Source organism: Bradyrhizobium sp. USDA 3315, assembly GCF_054056795.1.
This window is the reverse complement of the sequence record NZ_JBSRYP010000001.1, coordinates 378,382-396,329: the sequence shown is the minus strand read 5'-3', so window position 1 is coordinate 396,329 and position 17,948 is coordinate 378,382. Positions and strand designations below refer to the sequence as shown.

The window sequence follows — 17,948 nt, the reverse complement described above, 5'->3', positions numbered from 1 at the left end:
CCGTATGATCGCGTGCGTGGGGCATTGGTAGTAGCGCGCTGCAGCAACAGCGGTTTCTTGTGGATCAAATTCGGGAAAGTCGTAGCGTCGTGAGTAGAGGCTGTGCCGCTACAGCCTTCCAGCCCCGGCAGCCCCAGCTCACCCCCTGAGCTGGGGCTTGCTTGGTTCCTCGTTCGATGGTCGATCGGGATGGATGGCGTCGAGTACAGCCTGATAGGTCTAGCGATAGTTTTCTTCGTCGTCGGCGGGGGCGCTCTTCTGCTCGGATGATCAGCGCTACAACCCCCACACCATCGCGACGGCCAAGAGCACCAGCATGCAGGGACCGCGGTCACAGGCGCCCTTTCGCGTTAGCGATCACGTCTCACTGAGCACATCGTAAATCGGCAAATGCCCGCGGCAATTGCCATTCGGAACTGGTCCTAACCAACAGACGGGCAGGCAAATCGCATGCGCAAAAGTAGTAGCGCGCCGCAGCATTGCGGTTCGTAGTGGATAGAAATTGGGAAAAAGGCGCAATGTAACGTCGTGGGCGGAGGGCGGCCGCTACAGCCTTCGAAGCCGCGTCAGTCCCAGCTCAATCCGCCTTCCAGCTGGGCGCACCGGACGGGGAGGGAGATCTCATGAGGGCAGCGCTCTTGGCATTATCGCTCGTTGGTCAGCCGCCCGTACAAATTTCAGACAGTGTTCCCAACTTCGACATCAAGTCGCTTTGCGCGGACGTTTCCGTTGACGATAAAGCGTCGGGACTTCCCCAGGACGCGAGCAAGTGCGTGAGTGACGAGGCGGTTGCGCGGCAGCAGCTAAACTCGATCTGGCTAACTGTCCCGGCGGGACCGCGAGAAAGTTGCGAACTCATGGCAGGGTCAGGGCAAGTACAAAGCTATGTCGAACTCCTCATTTGCTTGAAAATGATTGACTGGGACTCGCCATCGACAGTGCCCTCTCAGAGGCCCAAGCAAGGTTCGAAAACGCCAGGCAATTGAGCGCCGTTCGATGAATTGCGACGGAGCGCTGTGAAGCGTGCGGAGAGGTCACCATTCAGTCTCCCGAGCGCAGTGCCGCTTCGATGCGCTGGATCAGCCGCTCCCGCAGCGAAGGCACCGCGTTGCCGAGAACGGCGAAGGTGCGGACGATGGGCAAATACGGCTCCATTGCCGCCGTCAGCTCCGCGAGAGACATGCCGGCCAGCCGAACATATTCGGATTGCGCCGCCGCATTGGTCGCGCGCGGCCGCTCCGGATTGTCCGCGACTTCCGGCCCGAGCTCGGACAGGATCACGTGCAAGAACCCAAGCTCGAGGACGGCGGGCCCGCGCATCGCGCTGACCCAGTCGACCAGCCTTGGGCCTTCCGCTGTCATGATCACGTTACCGGGGCTCAGGTCGGTATGGCAGAGCCCGTCGCCCGGCGGCAAGCGATCGATCAGCGCGAGGATTTCAGTCGCGATGTGCTTCGGGAGCTTGCCGTCGTCGTGCTCCAGCTGAGCCTCCATATACTCGCGCATGGAGAGGACCTCCGGCGGCAGGGGCGTCCTGTGAATGGACATGGCAAGAGCCGCGACGATCGCGCCGGCCTGTTCGAACGTCACCGCGCCGGTTCGGGTTAGCTGCAGCAGGGTCGGTCCGTCGAGGCGCTGCAGCACGATGCCGAAGCGCCCGTCCAGGGTCACCTCGCCGAACACCTCCGGCACCGGAGCGCCGGCGGCGTGGACGGCGCGGATCATATGCACCTCGAACCAGGGCATCCGCCGCGGCAAGCCGGGCTTGAACAGTTTGACGACTTGCCCTGGCGCCCAGGCGTAGGCTTCGGAGTAGGCGCCTTCACCGATCTTTTCCCCCAGCGATCCCTGCATCTTTAGCCTCCGTGTTGCTGTGACCCTCACCCTATGGTCACTCGTCATAGGCGGAGCGAAGCGACGCCGTTGTTCGAACGGCCATGGCCGGGCATGCCGCCTTCGCTGAAGCTTCGGCGGCCGAGCGAGTATGTCGGCCCGGCGTAGCCTTGGCGTAGGCGGGATGACCGGGAGTAATCACCCCGCCGGGCGCAGGGCCGCCTCGACGCGCTGGATCAGCCGCTCCCGCATCTCAGGCATGGCTCCGCCGAGCAGGAGGAAGACGCGGACGATCGGCAAATAGGGCTGCATCGCCGCCGTCAGCGCCGCAGGGGCTATGCCGGCCAGCCGCGCATACTCCGCCTGCAGAACCGAATTGACCGTGGCCCGCTCCGGATCGTCGGCGTGTTCCGGGTCAAGCTCGGCAATCAGGACATGGCACTGTGCAATCTCGTAGGCGGCGGGCGCACGAGCCGCGCCGAGCCAGTCGATCAGTCTCGGACCCTGCGCCGTCATGATCACGTTGCCGGGGTGAAGATCGGAATGGCACAGCACGTCATCGGGCGAGAGGTGCTCGATCAGCGCGAGGACGCCGGTGGTGATGCGCTCCGGAAGCACGCTGCCGCCGAACCGCAATCGGGCGTCCATCGCCTCGCGCAGCGAGGGTGCGTCCGGCGGCGGTCGCGTCTTGTGGACGGCAAGGCAGAGCGTCGCGAGGATTGCGCCCGCTTGTTCACGCGTGATGGCGCCGGTGCGCGTAGCCTGCGTCAGGGTCGGCCCATCGAACTGCGGCAGCACGATGCCAAAGCGGCCGTCCAGGGTGACTTCGCCGAGCACCTCCGGCGCCGGGCCGCCGGCGGCGAAGACCGCGCGGGTCATTTGCATCTCGTGCCGGACGACCCACTGCGGGATACTTGGCTTGGACAATTTGACGACCTGACCGGGCGCCCAGGCGTGGACATCAGCGAAGACGCCTTCACCGATCTTTTCCCCCAGCGATCCCCGCATGCCCGTTCTCCGCCGTGCAGAGGAAACACCGGCGGCGAGCAAAAAGGAACCCCCTCCGTCGCGGGGGCCGCGGACACCATCGCTGACGGCCTGCGTGACCATCGAGAACGCCGGGTCTTCGAGGTGAACCGGAAGTCCCTCGGTAGCGGCAAGGCTTTGGCGAGTCTCGTCCGAGCCTTTAGCTCGGTTCAATCCAATGGGAAGGATTCGAGACGTACATGGTTCCTCGCGTCAAGAAAGCGGACAATTCAAGTCCCACACCTAAAAACGGCAAGTCGAGCACAATGACGCCCGAGCCCTTGGCTGCCTCGAATCCTCCGTACAGCGTGTGGAGTGCATTTCTCACGTTCTGAAGCAAGCCGATAGCCGTAAAGGTGTTTCGCGTATTCAGCGCGGGTGCCACGTACCTGCCGTTTTTCAAGCCATCGATGAAGTACTTGCTGTTATGGATCGATTGTAGTGCCGATTTCGAGATCAGCTTTTCGGTAAATGCGACATTGACGCCCCAGTCATTCAGGGGTTCACGGTGCAACTCATATGGAACGCTGAAACCAAAGCCGATAACAGCAACCGCCCCTCCGCTGCCTCCAAGACCCAGTCCCCACCGGCTGCTAATAATCTGGAGATCAAAGGTCTCCAAATCTCCCAGGTTCACGACGTACGCGGTCGTGCTCTCGATGCCGCCGATCAACAACTGTCCGCCAGACTTGACGCCGAAGCCAAGCCAACGTTTGAAGAATTTGCGTTCCTCCGGATAAAATTGAGGTTTCGGTTGAGGCGGCGGTGGTGGCGGCGGCGGCGGTGGATTTGGCTTATTCCAAACCGAGATGATCACACCACGCCAGGCTTCGTTTTCCACCCCATCCATTTCACCTGCATACCTGGCCGCGCGTTCCCCTTTCGCCACCTCGAGCGCAACTTTGAAATTGTTGGGCACTTGCTTGCGAAGCAAATCAATTACAGCCCGCAGCCTATTCTGCGACAATTCCATGTTGAAATCGTCGCTGCCGGTACGACTCGCAAGTCCTATGATTGTAAGGCTTCCTCCGCTCCTCAATTTTGGAGCGACGACACTGATCAGCCAATTGGAATGTTCCGGCTTTATGGCGAACTTGCCGACTTCAAAGTTGAATAACTTCGCCGCAATCGTATCCGGTGCCTGCGATCCGTACTCCTGGATTTTTCCAGGTGATGCCATGTTGACTATCTCCCAACGGAGAGACCGACTGCGGAACGGGTAGGACCCGGATTGAAATATCCGCGTATCAATATCCGCGTATCAATGGGTCGCTTTGGAGTTTATGCCGGTTCATCGTCGCCCTCGGAGTCCCGGCGGCTACTTGAAGGTGCCGTCGAAGTCGGTGAAGGCGAAGCCATAGGACACTCCGTGGTTTTCGGCGGAATGAGCGTGCGCGGCTCGGGTTTCATTGCGATGTCGCGGCGAAGCGCGGCAGTGGGCGAGTAGGGCCGCGTACTCCATCAAAATCCAGAACGCCTGCTTTCGGGGACGAAGCGGAAACCCGATCCAAGTTCACGGATATCGCCTTCTGACCCGAAGCGGTCCTGTACGCGGATGGCGCGTCGTCGCGTGCGCCATCCGCTCCTGCAATCTATCTCTTGCTATCTTTTGCGAAGAAAAAGAGCCTTAGGCCTTCAGGTCCGTGATCCGCATGATCGCGACCACATTCCCATCGTTGTACGCCTGCTCTTTTGTTTCCTTGTTACAGGTCCAGACAAAATTCTTCTTGCCCGTAAAGGTCTTTCCGTCCTGCTCAAGCCGAAGCTCCCCTTCGGTGATATGGCAGATCATGGCATTCATCATCGGGGGGCCCATGGTCTTCGATCCCGGCTGCATAATGACATCGCGCATTGAGACCGTCTTAAATCCTGGGATCAGGGATGGTGTCTCGCCTTCATATTCACGCACCACGACACCTGGCCAAGGTGCCGCATCCTTGTAGCCCGTGGCTTGAGCCTTGGCGGGCTTGATCATGGCAGTCGAAACCGCTGCCAACGCGATTCCCAGTGCGGACCTTCGATCGACCTTCCTCATCGCTTTTCTCCCGACGTTACCGAACGAGCGGCCGCAAATGCAGCGCGCAAAGTTCGTGGTGAACGGTGGTGTGAAACCGAAAAAAGAACGGCCTCTAGGAGAGCGTGTGCCTGCCGATAGCACCTGTGCTGCTCGTTTGCCCGGACGGTGATTTCGGCACGTCCCGCTTCAAGGGCCGTGACATTCTACGCCACCTGACGCATCCGGGGAACAGGTGGCGTTGCACGAAGACACTGCAGCCTGTCGGGAAGGTCCGAAACTGGCCCCTTAGCCGGCATGACCGAGTGCGCCTCGCGGGTCCGCACCCGAGGCTGATGCGGACATTCGTCGGCAGGCGGATTGATGGCTACACGCCCCGGATCGAGGTGCGTGCCGAGCACCACTTTGCAAACAACAAAAAAGCCGGCGTTGCCGCCGGCTTTCGTGTCTGTTGGCTCGCTGCTGCGCGATCAGTGCGCGGCTTCGAGCGCGGCTTCCTGCCGGGCAATCGTGCCCTTCACGGCCGACTGCACCTTCTCGAACGCGCGGACCTCGATCTGCCGCACGCGCTCGCGCGACACGCCGAACTCGGCGGCGAGGTCTTCCAGCGTCATCGGCTCGTCCGCCAGACGCCGCGCCTCGAAGATGCGGCGTTCGCGCGGGTTGAGCACGCCGATCGCACCGTTCAGGGCCTGGCGGCGATGATCGAACTCCTCGCTCTCGGCCATCAGGGCTTCGGCGTTGGGCGAGTTGTCGACCAGCCAGTCCTGCCATTCGCCGGCTTCGCCGTCGTCGCGGATCGGGGCGTTGAGCGACGCGTCACCGCCGAGGCGGCGGTTCATGTCGATCACGTCCTGATCGGTCACGCCGAGGCGCTTGGCAATCAGCTTGACCTGGTCGGGGTGGAGATCACCCTCTTCCAGGGCGGAGATCTTGCTCTTCGCCTTGCGCAGGTTGAAGAAGAGCTTCTTCTGGTTCGCGGTGGTGCCCATCTTCACGAGCGACCAGGAACGCAGAATGTACTCTTGTATTGACGCCTTGATCCACCACATGGCGTAAGTGGCGAGACGGAAGCCCTTCTCGGGCTCGAATCGCTTCACCGCCTGCATCAGGCCGACATTGCCTTCCGAGACGACCTCGGAAATCGGCAAGCCGTAGCCGCGATAGCCCATGGCGATCTTGGCCACGAGCCTGAGATGGCTGGTGACGAGCTTATGCGCCGCGTCGCGATCGTCATGCTCGCGCCAACGCTTGGCGAGCATGTACTCCTGCTGGGGTTCCAGCATCGGGAACTTGCGGATCTCGGCGAGGTATCGAGAGAGGCCGGATTCTCCATTGAGGACCGGCAACGTAGCTGTACGGGCCATTTGAGCGCCCTCCAGTGGTTCAGGCCCCCGATAGCGGCGGGCCCGGCAGGTGGCCGCTGGGTTAAAGCCGGCCATGCTGCGATGTTCCGCGCTGGATATTCAGCGCAGGTGCAACATACACCAAACTGTCCGTGATAGGGAAGGATTGCTGACGTCACGTCCCCGTGTGGCAGGTATAACCTGTTGTCATAACGCGGCTTTTCCGGAAGGGGTGCGTCATACCGCCGCTTCCAGCGCCCGTTGCAGAAGAAGCAAATCCTCCGGCAAAGGCGCCTCCCAGTGCAAAAGTTCTCCGGTCCGGGGGTGCTCCAATGCCAGCAGATAGGCGTGCAGGGCCTGCCGGCCCAGCGCAGTGAGTGTGTCCTTACCTTCCGCGCCGAGCTGCCCGGCCTTGGTCTTGAAGTGGGCGCCGTAAACGCTGTCGCCGAGCAGCGGATGGCCGAGATGGGCGAGGTGCACCCTAATCTGATGGGTCCGCCCGGTCTCGAGCCGGCACGCCAGCAGCGAGGCGACCGGCTTGCCGTCGCGGCCGGCGAAGCTCGAGAGCACCTCGAAATGCGTGATCGCCTCGCGGCCGCCCTGGCGCACCGCCATCTTCTCGCGGGCGTGCGGGTGGCGGTCGATCGGCGCGTCGATGGTGCCGTGGGGCCGGTTCGGCACGCCCCAGACGAACGCCATGTAGCCGCGCTCCATCGGCCCGGTGCGGCCATGGTCGGCGAACTGCGCGGTCAGCGACTGGTGGGCGTGGTCGTTCTTGGCGACCACCATCAGCCCCGTGGTGTCCTTGTCGAGGCGGTGCACGATGCCCGGCCGCTTGACCCCGCCGATGCCGGACAGGCTCGAGCCGCAATGGGCGATCAGCGCGTTGACCAGCGTTCCGCTGGCGTGGCCGGCGGCGGGATGCACGACGAGGCCCCTCGGCTTGTCGATGACGATGATGTCGTCGTCCTCGAACACGATATCGAGCGCGATGTCCTCGCCCTGCGGCTCGGCGGGCGCGGCCTCCGGCACGTCGATTATGATCGTATCGCCTTTGGCGACATGATAAGCGGGGTCGCGGACGACGGCGTCCTTGACGGTCACGGAACCGGCGAGGATCAGCGCCTTCAGCCGGGACCGGGACAGCTCGGGACTGCGCTGCGCGAGCACGCGGTCGAGCCGGGCCGAGCCCTCGTCGCCGGCGACGACGACCTCCAGCTTCCGACCGCCATTCGAAGAGACTTGTTGCGAAGACACTTGCAAAGATAGAGCCTTGTGATGACCGACACCGCTGTGACCGAACCGACCCCCGACCAGGCCGCGCTGATCGCGCGGGTGCGGCGCATGATGCTGATCGCGGGCCTGACCTCGGCACTGGCCGTGGCCGTCGTATTGATTGCCATCGGCTACCGCCTTTATCGCAGCGAGGGAAGCCCCGTTTCCGTTTCCGACGTCACTGCTGCGCTGCCGAAAGGCGCGCGCATCGTCGCCACCGGTGTCGCCGGCGAACGATTGGTCCTCACGCTTGACGTGGGCGGTGCAACAGAGATTCGCACATTTGATGCAAAGACGCTGAAACCTGTCGGCAGGCTGAGCTTCGTCAACGAACCCTGATCGCAGCAGTCGCGAAGCCGCGTCGTCGATCAACCGAAAGCTGCAGCGTATTTTTTGCGCATGCGTTCGCGCATCGAGAAGGTGTGCCGCCATCTTTTCGGCCGAGTTGCACGTTCAGCTTGCGCCATGTCGCGATCCAACCCGAGCGCTTCCATCGAACAGTCTGGTGAGTCCGATCTGTCGGGCTCGTGCGCCGACCCGACGCGCCGCGCGGTGTTGACCGCGCTCGCAGGCTGCGCCTGCCTCGCCGCGATCGAGCCTGCGGCCGCCGATGATGACGAACAGCCCGGCGCCAATGAGCGGCCGCAAAAAGCGGATCGGCTCGTGCGCGCCGAGGGCGACAAGGCGGGCCAGGTCATCAAGTCGGAAGATCTGACCTTGGGCGGCCCGCCCATTCGCGCCTGGCCGCAGGATCCGAAGACCTCCGTCATCCGCAAGGGCTCGCGGCTGAACGAGGTCGTGCTCGTCAAGCTCGATCCGAGCGAACTCGACGATGCCACGCGCGCCCGCGCCCCTGACGGCATCGTCTGCTACTCGGTCGTCTGCACGCATGCCGGATGTCCGATCACCGCCTGGTTGAAGGAAGAGCAGGGCGACAAGAACGTGCTGAAATGCCTCTGTCACAACTCCGAATACGATCCGCGGCAGAATGCGCAGGTCGTATTCGGGCCGGCGCCGCGTCGCCTCGCGGCATTGCCGCTGACGGTTGCCGACGGCGCGATCACGGTCGCAGCGCCATTCGTCGGAAAGGTGGGTGCTCAGCAGGGAGGATGAGGCCACATCGGGATTTCTGCATGACCTAAACTGAAAAAATCAAAACAGAGCAGGGAGGTAGCATCTCATGACAAGCAAGCAGTGGTTACTGTCGAGTTGTGTCGCATTCACGTGCCTCATTTCGACCTATGCCGTCGCAGGGCCGATCGAAAACTACAGTTCGGTGACCTCGGCGCGTCTCGAAAATCCCGAACCCGGCAACTGGATGCTGTATCGCCGGACCTATGACGGACAGGGGTATAGTCCGCTCAACCAGATCAACACCTCCAACGTCAAGAGCCTCAAGCCGGTCTGGACCTTCTCGACCGGCGTCATCGAGGGCCATGAGGCGCCGCCGATCGTCAACAACGGCGTGATGTTCGCCGCGACCCCGATGGGGCAGGTGATCGCGCTCAACGCCAAGACCGGCGAAGAGTACTGGCGCTACAAGCGGCAGCTTCCCGACGATCTGTTCCAGCTGCATCCGACCAGCCGCGGCGTCGGCCTGTGGCAGGACAAGGTCTACTTCGCCACCACCGACGACCATGTCGTGGCGCTCGATGCCAAGACCGGCAAGGTGGTCTGGGACACCAAGGTCCAGGACTACAAGAAGGGCCAATACCTGACGCTGATGCCGCTGGTGGTCGATGGCAAGGTGATCGTCGGCGGCTCCGGCGGCGAGTTCGGCGTGCGCGGCTATGTCGTCGCCTACGATGCCGAGAGCGGCAAGGAGCTCTGGCGCACCTTCACCATCCCCGGCGAAGGCGAGCCCGGGCACGAGACCTGGAGTGGCGACGACTGGAAGTCGGGCGGTGGATCGGCCTGGATGACCGGCACCTACGACAAGGACAACAAGACGATCCTCTGGGGCGTCGGCAACGCTGCGCCGTGGCCGGGCTCGGCTCACGCCGGCGACAACCTCTACACCAGCTCGGTGATCGGCCTCGATCCAGAGACCGGCAAGATCAAGAAGCACTTCCAGTATCACCAGAACGATTCCTGGGACTGGGACGAGGTCGATGCGCCGATGCTGGTCGACCTGCAGCGTGACGGACGTTCGTTCAAGAGCCTGATCCACCCGGGACGCGACGCGATCTTCTGGATACTCGAGAACAAGCCCGACAAGATCAACTACGTGTCCGGCTGGCCGTTCGTGAAGACCAATGTCTGGAAGGGCATCGAGGCCGAGACCGGCCGGCCGATCGTCGATCCCGAGCACAAGCCGGTGCTCGGCAAGCGGGTCGAGTTCTGCCCGTCGCTGTGGGGCGGCAAGGATTGGCCGTCGGCGGCGTACAGCCAGAGCACCAAGCTCGTCTACGTTCCCGCCAACGAGAACTTCTGCGGCGGCTTCACGGGCGAGAAGCAGCCGCTGGTACCCGGCCAGCTCTGGCTCGGCACCAAGCCGGAGGACATCGGGCTGACGCCGGCACCGAACGCCGATCATTTCGGCGAGTTGCAGGCGTGGGATCCGGCCACCGGCAAGAAGGTCTGGCAGCACGACTTCAAGACGTCGCAGCTGTTCGGATCGGTGACGGCGACCGCGGGCGACCTGGTTCTCGCCGGCGGCACCAACGACCGGATGTTCCGCATCTTCAACGCCAAGACCGGCGAGCTGTTGTGGGAGCAGAAGACCAACTCCGGCATCATGGCGATGCCGATGTCCTATGAGGTCGATGGAACGCAGTACATCGCGGTCCAGTCGGGCTGGGGCGTCGACGCGCAACGCATCCAGGATGCTCTGGCCGGCAAGGTCAAGGGCTTCGAGAACAACGTCCCGCAAGGCGGCGTGATCTGGGTGTTCGCGCTCGACAAGAAGTAAGCGACGTGATGTGAGCTTCGGTCCTGATTGAATCAGGACCGAAGCTCCGGCTTGTTAAGACGCGTTTTCTCCAAGCGAAACGGTGTTCGTTTCGTTCGAAAACGCTTCTCACCTATAGGGGGCGATGCGATCGGGAAGCGGCGGATGGGGAGACCGCCGCTTCCCGGTCCGCGCTTGCTTTATTTGCCCTTGGTATCGACCTTCCGCTTCTCGTCGTCGTTCATCTGCTTGACCGTGGGATCGCGGCTGGCCTCGCCGGTGGTCTGGCCGGTGGTCGCTGGCGGCCCGCTGCTCGGAACCGAGCTCTGGTCGGGCAGCACCCGCGCCGGACGGGTCGCCGTCGCGCTTGGCGGCGAGGCGGTCTGGGCAAGCGCCGTCTGTGTCGCAAAAAGCAAGACGCCCGCGGACAGGGTTGCCGCGAGCGTCCCGAATGTTTGAGGTGGGGTTCTCATCGATCTGCTCCAATGGATCGATGAGAACGACCTATCCCGCCTGACGTTCCAGCCTCACGTCTCCAGCTGCTTGCCGATCGGAAGGGCGCGGATGCGCTTTCCGGTTGCGGCAAAGATCGCGTTGATCAAGGCCGGCGCAAACGGCGGCACGCCGGGCTCGCCGACGCCGCTCGGCGGGGTGTCCGCGCCGGGCGGCACGATGTAGACGTTGGTGATCACAGGTGACTCGTCCATCCGGATCACCGGGAAGTCGTCGAAATTGCCCTGCTGCACCTTGCCGTCCTTGAAGCTGATCTCACCGTATTTGGCGAGACTGAGCCCCATGATCGCAGCGCCTTCGATCTGCGAGTGGATTCGTTCCGGATTGACGTAAGTGCCGCAATCGATCGCGGTGTCGACCCGCGGCACCGAGAACTTGCCCTTGTCGTCGACCGCCACCTCGACGATGGTCGCGATGTAGCTGACGAACGAGCGGTGCACCGCGATGCCGAGGCCGTGGCCCTTCGGCACCTTGCGGCCCCACTCGCCCTTCTCGGCGACCAGCTCGACCACCTTGCGCAAGCGCGCGGTGTCGATCGGGTAGCTGTCATAGGGCTCGCCGTAGTTCCAGGGATCCTTCACCGAGGACAGGTTGACGATCCGCGGGCTTCCGATCAGCTCCAGCAGCATCTCCTTCTGGTCGCGGCCCGTCGCATGCGCGATTTCCCCGACCATGGATTGCACCGCGAAGGCGCGCGGGATGTTGGAGACCGAGCGGAACCAGCCGATCCGCGTGAACGCGGCCGCTTCCGGATTCTCGCACTGCAGGTTGGCGATCTCGAACGGGTTGTCGATCAGGCCCATGCCGAGCTCGAACGGCGCCTCGTGATTGGCGCCGGCGGCGAAGGTCGAGGCGATGGTTGGCGCCACGCTGCGGTGCCGCCACGCAATCACCTTGCCGCTCTTGTCGAGACCGGCCTCGATCCGTTCCACCGAGACGGTGTGCAGGAAGTCGTGATGCACGTCGTCCTCACGGGTCCACTGCACCTTGACCGGCGCGCCGAGCTCCTTCGACAGCAATGCCGCCTCGAGCGCGAAGTCGCATTTCGACTTGCGGCCGAAGCCGCCGCCGAGCAGCGTCACGTTGACGGTGACATTGTCCTCGGGAATGCCGAGCGTCTTGGCGACGTCCTCGCGGGTGCCGCCGGGGCTCTGCACCGGCGCCCAGATCGTGGCCTTGTCACCCTTGACGTCGGCCACCGCGACCGGCGGCTCCATACTGACATGGGCGAGATGCGGGAGATAATACTCGCCCGTGATCACCTTGTCGGCGCCCTTCAGCGCCGCATCGACGTCGCCTTCCTTCCGCACCACGAGGCCGGGCTTGCGCGCGGCTTCCTCGAGCGAGGCACGATAGGTGATGGAGTCGTATTTGGCGTTGGCGCCGTCGTCCCAGACGATCTTCAGCGCGTCGCGGCCCTTGATCGCAGCACCCGTGTTGCGCGCAATCACGGCCACGCCGCCGAGCGGCTGGAACTTGGACGGCCAGGGCCAGCCCTTGACCTCCATCACCTTCTCGACGCCCGGCACCTTCTTGGCCGCGCTGTCGTCGAACGACTTGAGCTTGCCGCCGGTGACCGGCGGACGCGCGATGACGGCGTATTTCAGGCCGGGCAGCCGGACATCGGCGCCGTAATGCGCCTTGCCGGTGGTGATGTCGTGCAGGTCGACGATCGAGACCTGGCCCTTGCCGAGATAGCGGAAGTCCTTGGGGTCCTTCAGCTTGAGGCCCTCGACGCTCGGCACCGACTCCTTTGCGGCGTCGGCCGCGAGTTCGCCGAAGCCTGCCTTGCGGCCGCTCGCGCTGTGCACCACCTCGTGGTTCTGCGCCTTCACCTCGGTGACCGGCACGCTCCATTTCTTGGCGGCGGCGGCTTCCAGCATCGAGCGCGCCGAGGCGCCGATCTGGCGCATCGGGATCAGATAGTGCCGCGTGCTGCGCGAGCCGTCGGTGTCCTGGTTGCCGAACTTGACCTCGTCGCCATGCGCCTGCTGGACATGGACGCGCGACCAGTCGGCCTCCATTTCCTCGGCGACGATCAAGGGCAGGCTGGTGCGGACGCCGGTGCCCATCTCGGAGCGGTGCGCCAGGATGGTGACGATGCCGTCGGGGGCGATCGCGACGAACACGCGCGGATCGACCACGACGCCGTGCGGCATCTTGCCGGCGCCGGTTTCATAGGCGAACGCCTGGCGCGTCATCACGGGCGCGGCGAGCACGAAAGAGCCGGCGATGCCGAGCCCCTTGAGGATGCTGCGGCGCGAAACGTTCTCGACCTTCACGTGCTTCTCGAAGCCGCGAAGCTTGCTGGGGTTGGTGCGGATATTCATGTCACACCCCCGTCGATGCGAGATGGACGGCATTCTCGATCCGCTGGTAGCAGCCGCAGCGGCAGATATTGCCCGCCATGGCTTCGCGGATCTGGTCGTGGCTTGGCTTCGGGTTCTGGTCCAGCAGCGCCGCGGCCTGCATGATCTGGCCGGCCTGGCAGTAGCCGCACTGCGGCACGTTGACCTGGCGCCAGGCCTTTTGCACCGGATGGTCGCCGGTCGGATGCAGCCCCTCGATGGTGGTGACCTCGCGGCCGACGACGTCGGACACCGAGGTGATGCAGGCGCGGACCGCCTCCTTGTCGACGATCACGGTGCAGGCACCGCATAGCGCCTGGCCGCAGCCGAACTTGGTACCCGTGAGGCCTGCTTCGTCACGGAGATACCAGAGCAGCGAAAGATCCGGGTCGCCGTCCCAATTCTGTTCCTGGCCGTTGATTTTTAGTTTGATCATGGTCTGTCCTCGCTCTGCTTAAGCTATTGACCTGTGCGGCGCGAGGTGCGGAACGTCTTCCATGGCCTGCGACCGCGCTGATGTTTGTTGTGCCAAGATATTCGTGAGCCAAATCTGCCGTGCGCCAAGGCCGTCAAGCGCTTGCGCTTTGTTCCAAGCACTCCTCTCGCTTGTCCGGCGCCGTGCGGGGCGCAGCATGGTGAAGGGCTGCGATGTTAGCAGAGACGGACGCCGGGTGACTTCACAGCCAAGTGTTTTGCATTGCCATTTGGCGAAAGCAGGGCCGTGCACGACGACGACATGACATCTCAGGGTGGCCATCATGCAATCGCGAGGGCGGTGCCACTGTAGCGTGCAGGTGCGATGCGCCCGGGCACAGGCACGCGCGGCATTGCACCCGGCAACGTCTTCCCCGGTGCGCGATTGCGCACCTGAGGGCATCGCGCGGCGATGAACCGGAATCCAGCGGTATGGCGCCGGATGCCCCCGGGGGCGTTCGTAAAGCATGCGTGACAAAATCCCCGCCGCAATGCACAAGGCATCTTGCGGCGGCCGGATTTCAAGGCTATTGCCTTGCCTCTCAACGCTCCCTTCGTCTAGCGGTTAGGACGCGGCCCTCTCAAGGCTGAAACAGGGGTTCGATTCCCCTAGGGAGCGCCAGCCTCGCACCTTTCGACTTGATTTCCCTTTCGTTTTCGGCGTTTTCCCCAAACTTGCGGAAGGGGTTTGGGGAATCCTGTTCGCGTTGTGTCCTTCAAGCTTGATCACCGCGTCTTCAGCGAGGGTCGCCTGATCAGCCTCCTCCGTATAGCGCTCAGCTTCAGCTAGCGTCGTGTGTCCGAGGACAGACATGATCATCTTCGCCGTTGCGCCGGCTTCGGCGAGCAAACGTCCGGCGGCTTTGCGTAGACCGTGCGGCTTGCAATCGAGAGGCAGTCCGGCCTTCGAGATAGCGTCGCGCATCCATCCACTGAAACCATCAACCGTGAAGGACTTGCCATAAGCAGTCGTAATGATCACGACGCGTTGCATGTCATATGCGTCGAGCGCCTCGACGGTGTCCCGATGCAACGGGATGAGAAGCTCGCGCCCGGTCTTCTGTTGCTTTATCCTGATCTTGCGTTCTGGCGTGATGTGCGTCTGCGCCATCCTGACTACGTCGGAGCGACGCTGACCCAGATTGAGGAACAGGTGAAACGCAGTGCGCTGCTTGGTGCCGAGCGGCCAGCATTTTTTGAATTGCTCAATTTCGTCGTCGGTCCACGACCGAATTTTCTTGATCTTAGGCCGCTTGATACCCAATGACGGATCATGCTTCAGCCATCCGATATTGATCGCGTGACGGATCAGTATCCGAAGCTTCTTCAGTGTATCGAGTGCCGCACCTGGGCGATTCGCATAGGGTTGAAGAATGCCAGTGATGATTCGCTCGCGCGAGAGCCCGGCGATTGTGCGATGACCGTGTTCGACCCGGAGCGTCTCAAGACGGCCAATGTAGCCCGTCTTGCTCGTGTCACGGAGGCCAATGTATTCGGCGCTCTTCATGTAGGAAGCAATAAGCGCCGCGATAGTGCCTGACGCGGCCGGAACAAACCGATTTCGGACCGGTACAAATTGGCCGAGCAACGCGGCTTGGTACGCCACCATAAATTCTTCGCTCGTGGGATCATTCGGCAAACGAGAGCGGGGTCCTTTGCCACGACGAAACGATAGATAGGTATGGCCCTTGACGTGATTACGCTCGACGTAAGGCGGCAGCTTGCGGGGCATCGACATCATTCCACGTGTCATCAACGCGAGTATTATTGCCATCGGAAGGCAGTTCATCAATGGCGATGTCTAGTTGACGGACATCCCAAGCCCGACGCCGCTCCCCGAGCAATCGTGCTCGGGGCATTTGGCCGTTTTTCACCATCTCATCAAACGTGTTGGGCGACACGCAGACGTAAGCGGCGGCGGCTTCGCGACTGATGAGCCGTGGTGCAAGTGATGGCGGTAGCGCTGTTTGCCGTGGCATCGCGATGCCCTGTGCCAGGCGATCCATTCCGCCGATCTGTAAATCGCAACATGAAGGTGCTTGGCTCGTCCAAGCAAGGGCGCGCGGTCCCATTCGGAAGCCCATGCGTGCAATGGCGCACAAATCGGACGGTAGCACGGGACAATGCGTGTTCAGCCTCAAAATTCTCGTCGATGAATGTCGGGCCTTGCGAAGGAACAGAAGAGGCTGTCCCGCGAGCAGGTCGGTCAGGCAGGCATGGGTCGCAAGAGGTGAAGTGACGATCAGGAACTGGCTGGCACGATTGGCGGACAGTTGGTCCGCGCTGTGCGTCCTGACAAGCTTTCGCGGATCCTCGCCGAGACTCCAAGAGTTCCACTATGCCGCCAAAGCACCCCAACTGGCTAAACATGGTTGAGATCGAGATGGGCGTTCTCGCCGCAAATGCCTCGATCGGCGCATCGACAATTTCCCCCGCCTCGTTGCCAGACCACCGGAGAAACGGCGCAATGCTGACCACGCCAGCGTCAAATGGTCGTTACAACCCAAAAGGCTCGCGCAAAAAAGCGCGCACCTATCCACGGCCCTCGGCCAAATCAGGTCGATTTCAACGAATCAAAACCTCTGTGTCGAGGTACTAGTCAGCTTCTCGAAAGCCAACCTTCCTAGAATTCGAAATTGGTCTGGATGCCGATGCCGCCTTTGACTGAACTGGTCACGAACCCAGGGCAACCCGCTGGGCGGATCGGCGACTGGCTTTGCCACTCTTAAGAGCAAGGAGAGCATTATGGATTCCAATCGGATAAACGGTGCCGGCTCGCCAGGTTGCCAAACGGGGTACGTCTGTAGACAGGAGGATCATAATCTATTTGGGCGGGCTGTGAATGAAGCCAGGTCACTGTCTGCCGTGCTTGCACCGGCAAAGGCTCCGATTTGGAGTTCGAGCGCTCCATACGGGAACTTCTCACGCAATGGCTACACTTGGAACAACGACGTGTGGGGAGCGGGCGCTGGGCCTCAGACGATTTCGGTGCGTGAAGTCAACCAGTGGGGCGTGTGGTCGAACCAGCCTAATACTGCTGGCATCAAGAGCTATCCGCACGAGGCATTCAATGTCGGGAAACCGCTCAGTTCAATCAGCGCTCTGCGCTCCAGCTTCAATCAGGATGTTCCTACTAACGGTGCCTGGGACGTCGCCTATGATATCTGGGACAGCTCGAACCAGCATGAGATAATGCTCTGGACGAATTACACCGGAAACCCGGACGGCAGCGGCAACGTCAAACCAATTTCCTATCATTATCGGCAGGATCCTTCCGGGGCGGCTATCCCGGTCTACACCAACGTCAACGTGGGCGGAGCGACTTGGAATGTTTTTGAAGGCTTCAACGGTCACAAGGTCATCTCACTCCTGCGTACTTCGAAGACCAACAGCGGCACAGTGGACATCAAGAGTATCCTGCAGTGGATCAAGTCGAAGGGCTACTTCGGCGATATAAACGTTGGTAGCGTTCAATACGGCGTCGAGATCACCTCGTCCCCGGGGGGAATGAACTTCAACTTCAACAACTGGAGCGTGACCTCAAAGTGAAGATCCGCGGGCGGTGAGGTGATTTGAGAGACTTCGGGTGACGCGCGAGGCCGGCACACTATTCAGCCAAGATCAAGCGGGTCACTGTCGACGCCACTGTGCAGCCCGAAGGTCATCAGCTTCCCAACGGACGCTACGCTTTTGCATGCTGCGATCCAGGAGGTGAATCGCATCTGGCGAGGAAGCAAGACGTCAGTCTACGGCAATCCTATTCTCGCGTGGCCAACTGCGCCGGGGTCGTTACCGCCATCGAGGTGACCAGCGACCCTGGCCCTGACGGTTTGATAATGAGGTGCGAAGCTCGCCGCCAATTCGGATGCTTTGCGGCTTCCGTGCCGCTGCCGACGAAGACGCCCTGCACGATGCTCGGCACGTAGATCGAGATGATGAAGACAACGACGGAGATGCCGCCGATCGGCGCATCGACAATTTCCCCCCGGGTTCGTCGCCGAGACCGCCCCGGGGAGAAACGATCGCGCCCCGCGTCAAATGGATGTTCGTAACCGAAAGCCTCGCGCCAAAATGGCGTGCTCCTATCCAAGGCTCTCAGCCAAATCAGGCCTATTTCAACGAACCAAACCCTCTGTGTCGAGTTACTATAACCTATCTTAAAATTGGCGGACCAGGATCAGCAGGCAAGCGAGCTGAACGAAAGAAGCCGAGGAGGTTCTGCGGATAGA

Annotated in this window: 16 protein-coding genes, 1 tRNA gene and 2 pseudogenes; 7 read left to right on the top strand and 12 right to left on the bottom strand. The window is 62.1% G+C overall.

Features of this window, described 5'->3' with window-relative positions:
- Positions 1–1,041 precede the first annotated feature (1,041 nt).
- From ACVIYL_RS01680 to ACVIYL_RS01655, 6 genes are all read right to left on the bottom strand, one after another.
- Positions 1,042–1,854 carry an aminoglycoside phosphotransferase family protein gene (locus ACVIYL_RS01680; protein WP_456777567.1) on the bottom strand — a complete coding sequence of 271 codons (813 nt, stop codon included), beginning with the start codon at positions 1,852–1,854 and terminating at the stop codon, positions 1,042–1,044.
- Positions 1,855–2,031: 177 nt separating this feature from the next.
- Positions 2,032–2,841 carry a phosphotransferase gene (locus ACVIYL_RS01675; protein WP_456777566.1) on the bottom strand — a complete coding sequence of 270 codons (810 nt, stop codon included), beginning with the start codon at positions 2,839–2,841 and terminating at the stop codon, positions 2,032–2,034.
- A 178-nt stretch (positions 2,842–3,019) separates the two neighbouring features.
- A complete protein-coding gene (locus ACVIYL_RS01670; protein WP_456777565.1) occupies positions 3,020–4,039 on the bottom strand; it encodes a hypothetical protein in 1,020 nt (339 codons plus the stop codon).
- Positions 4,040–4,486: 447 nt separating this feature from the next.
- The gene (locus ACVIYL_RS01665) at positions 4,487–4,894 is read right to left on the bottom strand and encodes a hypothetical protein (protein ID WP_057018049.1); all 408 of its coding nucleotides are present in this window, start codon (positions 4,892–4,894) and stop codon (positions 4,487–4,489) included.
- A gap of 449 nt (positions 4,895–5,343) precedes the next feature.
- Positions 5,344–6,240: an RNA polymerase sigma factor RpoH gene (gene rpoH, locus ACVIYL_RS01660; protein ID WP_024581019.1), complete on the bottom strand. Its 897-nt coding sequence runs from the start codon at positions 6,238–6,240 to the stop codon at positions 5,344–5,346.
- A 216-nt stretch (positions 6,241–6,456) separates the two neighbouring features.
- The gene (locus ACVIYL_RS01655) at positions 6,457–7,476 is read right to left on the bottom strand and encodes an RluA family pseudouridine synthase (protein WP_244435987.1); all 1,020 of its coding nucleotides are present in this window, start codon (positions 7,474–7,476) and stop codon (positions 6,457–6,459) included.
- Between the two features lie 21 nt (positions 7,477–7,497).
- Between ACVIYL_RS01655 and ACVIYL_RS01650 the strand changes: the two genes are divergently transcribed.
- The 3 genes from ACVIYL_RS01650 (at position 7,498) to ACVIYL_RS01640 (ending at position 10,405) form a co-directional block, all read left to right on the top strand.
- Positions 7,498–7,833, top strand: coding sequence for a hypothetical protein (locus tag ACVIYL_RS01650; RefSeq protein ID WP_028333161.1), 336 nt, complete (start codon positions 7,498–7,500; stop codon positions 7,831–7,833).
- 126 nt (positions 7,834–7,959) lie between these two features.
- Positions 7,960–8,607, top strand: coding sequence for a QcrA and Rieske domain-containing protein (locus ACVIYL_RS01645; protein ID WP_456777564.1), 648 nt, complete (start codon positions 7,960–7,962; stop codon positions 8,605–8,607).
- A gap of 67 nt (positions 8,608–8,674) precedes the next feature.
- Positions 8,675–10,405: a methanol/ethanol family PQQ-dependent dehydrogenase gene (locus ACVIYL_RS01640; protein ID WP_456777563.1), complete on the top strand. Its 1,731-nt coding sequence runs from the start codon at positions 8,675–8,677 to the stop codon at positions 10,403–10,405.
- Positions 10,406–10,584: 179 nt separating this feature from the next.
- Here ACVIYL_RS01640 and ACVIYL_RS01635 read toward each other — a convergent pair whose 3' ends face one another.
- From ACVIYL_RS01635 to ACVIYL_RS01625, 3 genes are read right to left on the bottom strand one after another with little or no spacing between them, the layout of a single operon-like run.
- The gene (locus ACVIYL_RS01635) at positions 10,585–10,857 is read right to left on the bottom strand and encodes a hypothetical protein (RefSeq protein ID WP_456777562.1); all 273 of its coding nucleotides are present in this window, start codon (positions 10,855–10,857) and stop codon (positions 10,585–10,587) included.
- 54 nt (positions 10,858–10,911) lie between these two features.
- Complete coding sequence (locus tag ACVIYL_RS01630) at positions 10,912–13,227, bottom strand: xanthine dehydrogenase family protein molybdopterin-binding subunit (RefSeq protein ID WP_168855213.1); 2,316 nt, start codon at positions 13,225–13,227, stop codon at positions 10,912–10,914.
- A gap of 1 nt (position 13,228) precedes the next feature.
- Positions 13,229–13,681, bottom strand: a complete 453-nt coding sequence (locus tag ACVIYL_RS01625; RefSeq protein ID WP_028333166.1) for a (2Fe-2S)-binding protein — start codon at positions 13,679–13,681, stop codon at positions 13,229–13,231.
- A 585-nt stretch (positions 13,682–14,266) separates the two neighbouring features.
- Here ACVIYL_RS01625 and ACVIYL_RS01620 point away from each other — a divergent pair.
- Positions 14,267–14,341: transfer RNA gene (locus ACVIYL_RS01620), tRNA-Glu, on the top strand.
- A 189-nt stretch (positions 14,342–14,530) separates the two neighbouring features.
- Here the strand turns inward: ACVIYL_RS01620 and ACVIYL_RS01615 are convergent.
- Positions 14,531–14,983 (bottom strand): annotated as a pseudogene (locus tag ACVIYL_RS01615) (tyrosine-type recombinase/integrase); the annotation flags it as partial.
- Between the two features lie 9 nt (positions 14,984–14,992).
- Between ACVIYL_RS01615 and ACVIYL_RS01610 the strand changes: the two are divergent.
- Positions 14,993–15,259, top strand: a complete 267-nt coding sequence (locus ACVIYL_RS01610; protein WP_456777561.1) for a hypothetical protein — start codon at positions 14,993–14,995, stop codon at positions 15,257–15,259.
- 157 nt (positions 15,260–15,416) lie between these two features.
- On the opposite strand, the gene ACVIYL_RS01605 is transcribed toward ACVIYL_RS01610, so the two are convergent.
- Positions 15,417–15,725: a helix-turn-helix transcriptional regulator gene (locus tag ACVIYL_RS01605; RefSeq protein ID WP_310879709.1), complete on the bottom strand. Its 309-nt coding sequence runs from the start codon at positions 15,723–15,725 to the stop codon at positions 15,417–15,419.
- A 739-nt stretch (positions 15,726–16,464) separates the two neighbouring features.
- On the opposite strand from ACVIYL_RS01605, the gene ACVIYL_RS01600 reads away from it, so the two are divergent.
- Together ACVIYL_RS01600 and ACVIYL_RS01595 are read left to right on the top strand one after the other, a co-directional pair.
- On the top strand, positions 16,465–17,268 hold the full coding sequence (locus tag ACVIYL_RS01600) for a glycoside hydrolase family 12 protein (protein ID WP_456777560.1): 804 nt from the start codon (positions 16,465–16,467) through the stop codon (positions 17,266–17,268).
- Positions 17,269–17,293: 25 nt separating this feature from the next.
- A pseudogene (locus ACVIYL_RS01595) lies at positions 17,294–17,510 on the top strand (IS5/IS1182 family transposase); the annotation flags it as partial.
- On the opposite strand, the gene ACVIYL_RS01590 reads toward ACVIYL_RS01595, so the two are convergent.
- Positions 17,477–17,809: a hypothetical protein gene (locus ACVIYL_RS01590; protein WP_456781978.1), complete on the bottom strand. Its 333-nt coding sequence runs from the start codon at positions 17,807–17,809 to the stop codon at positions 17,477–17,479. The pseudogene ACVIYL_RS01595 and the gene ACVIYL_RS01590 overlap by 34 nt on opposite strands.
- Positions 17,810–17,948: the final 139 nt, after the last annotated feature.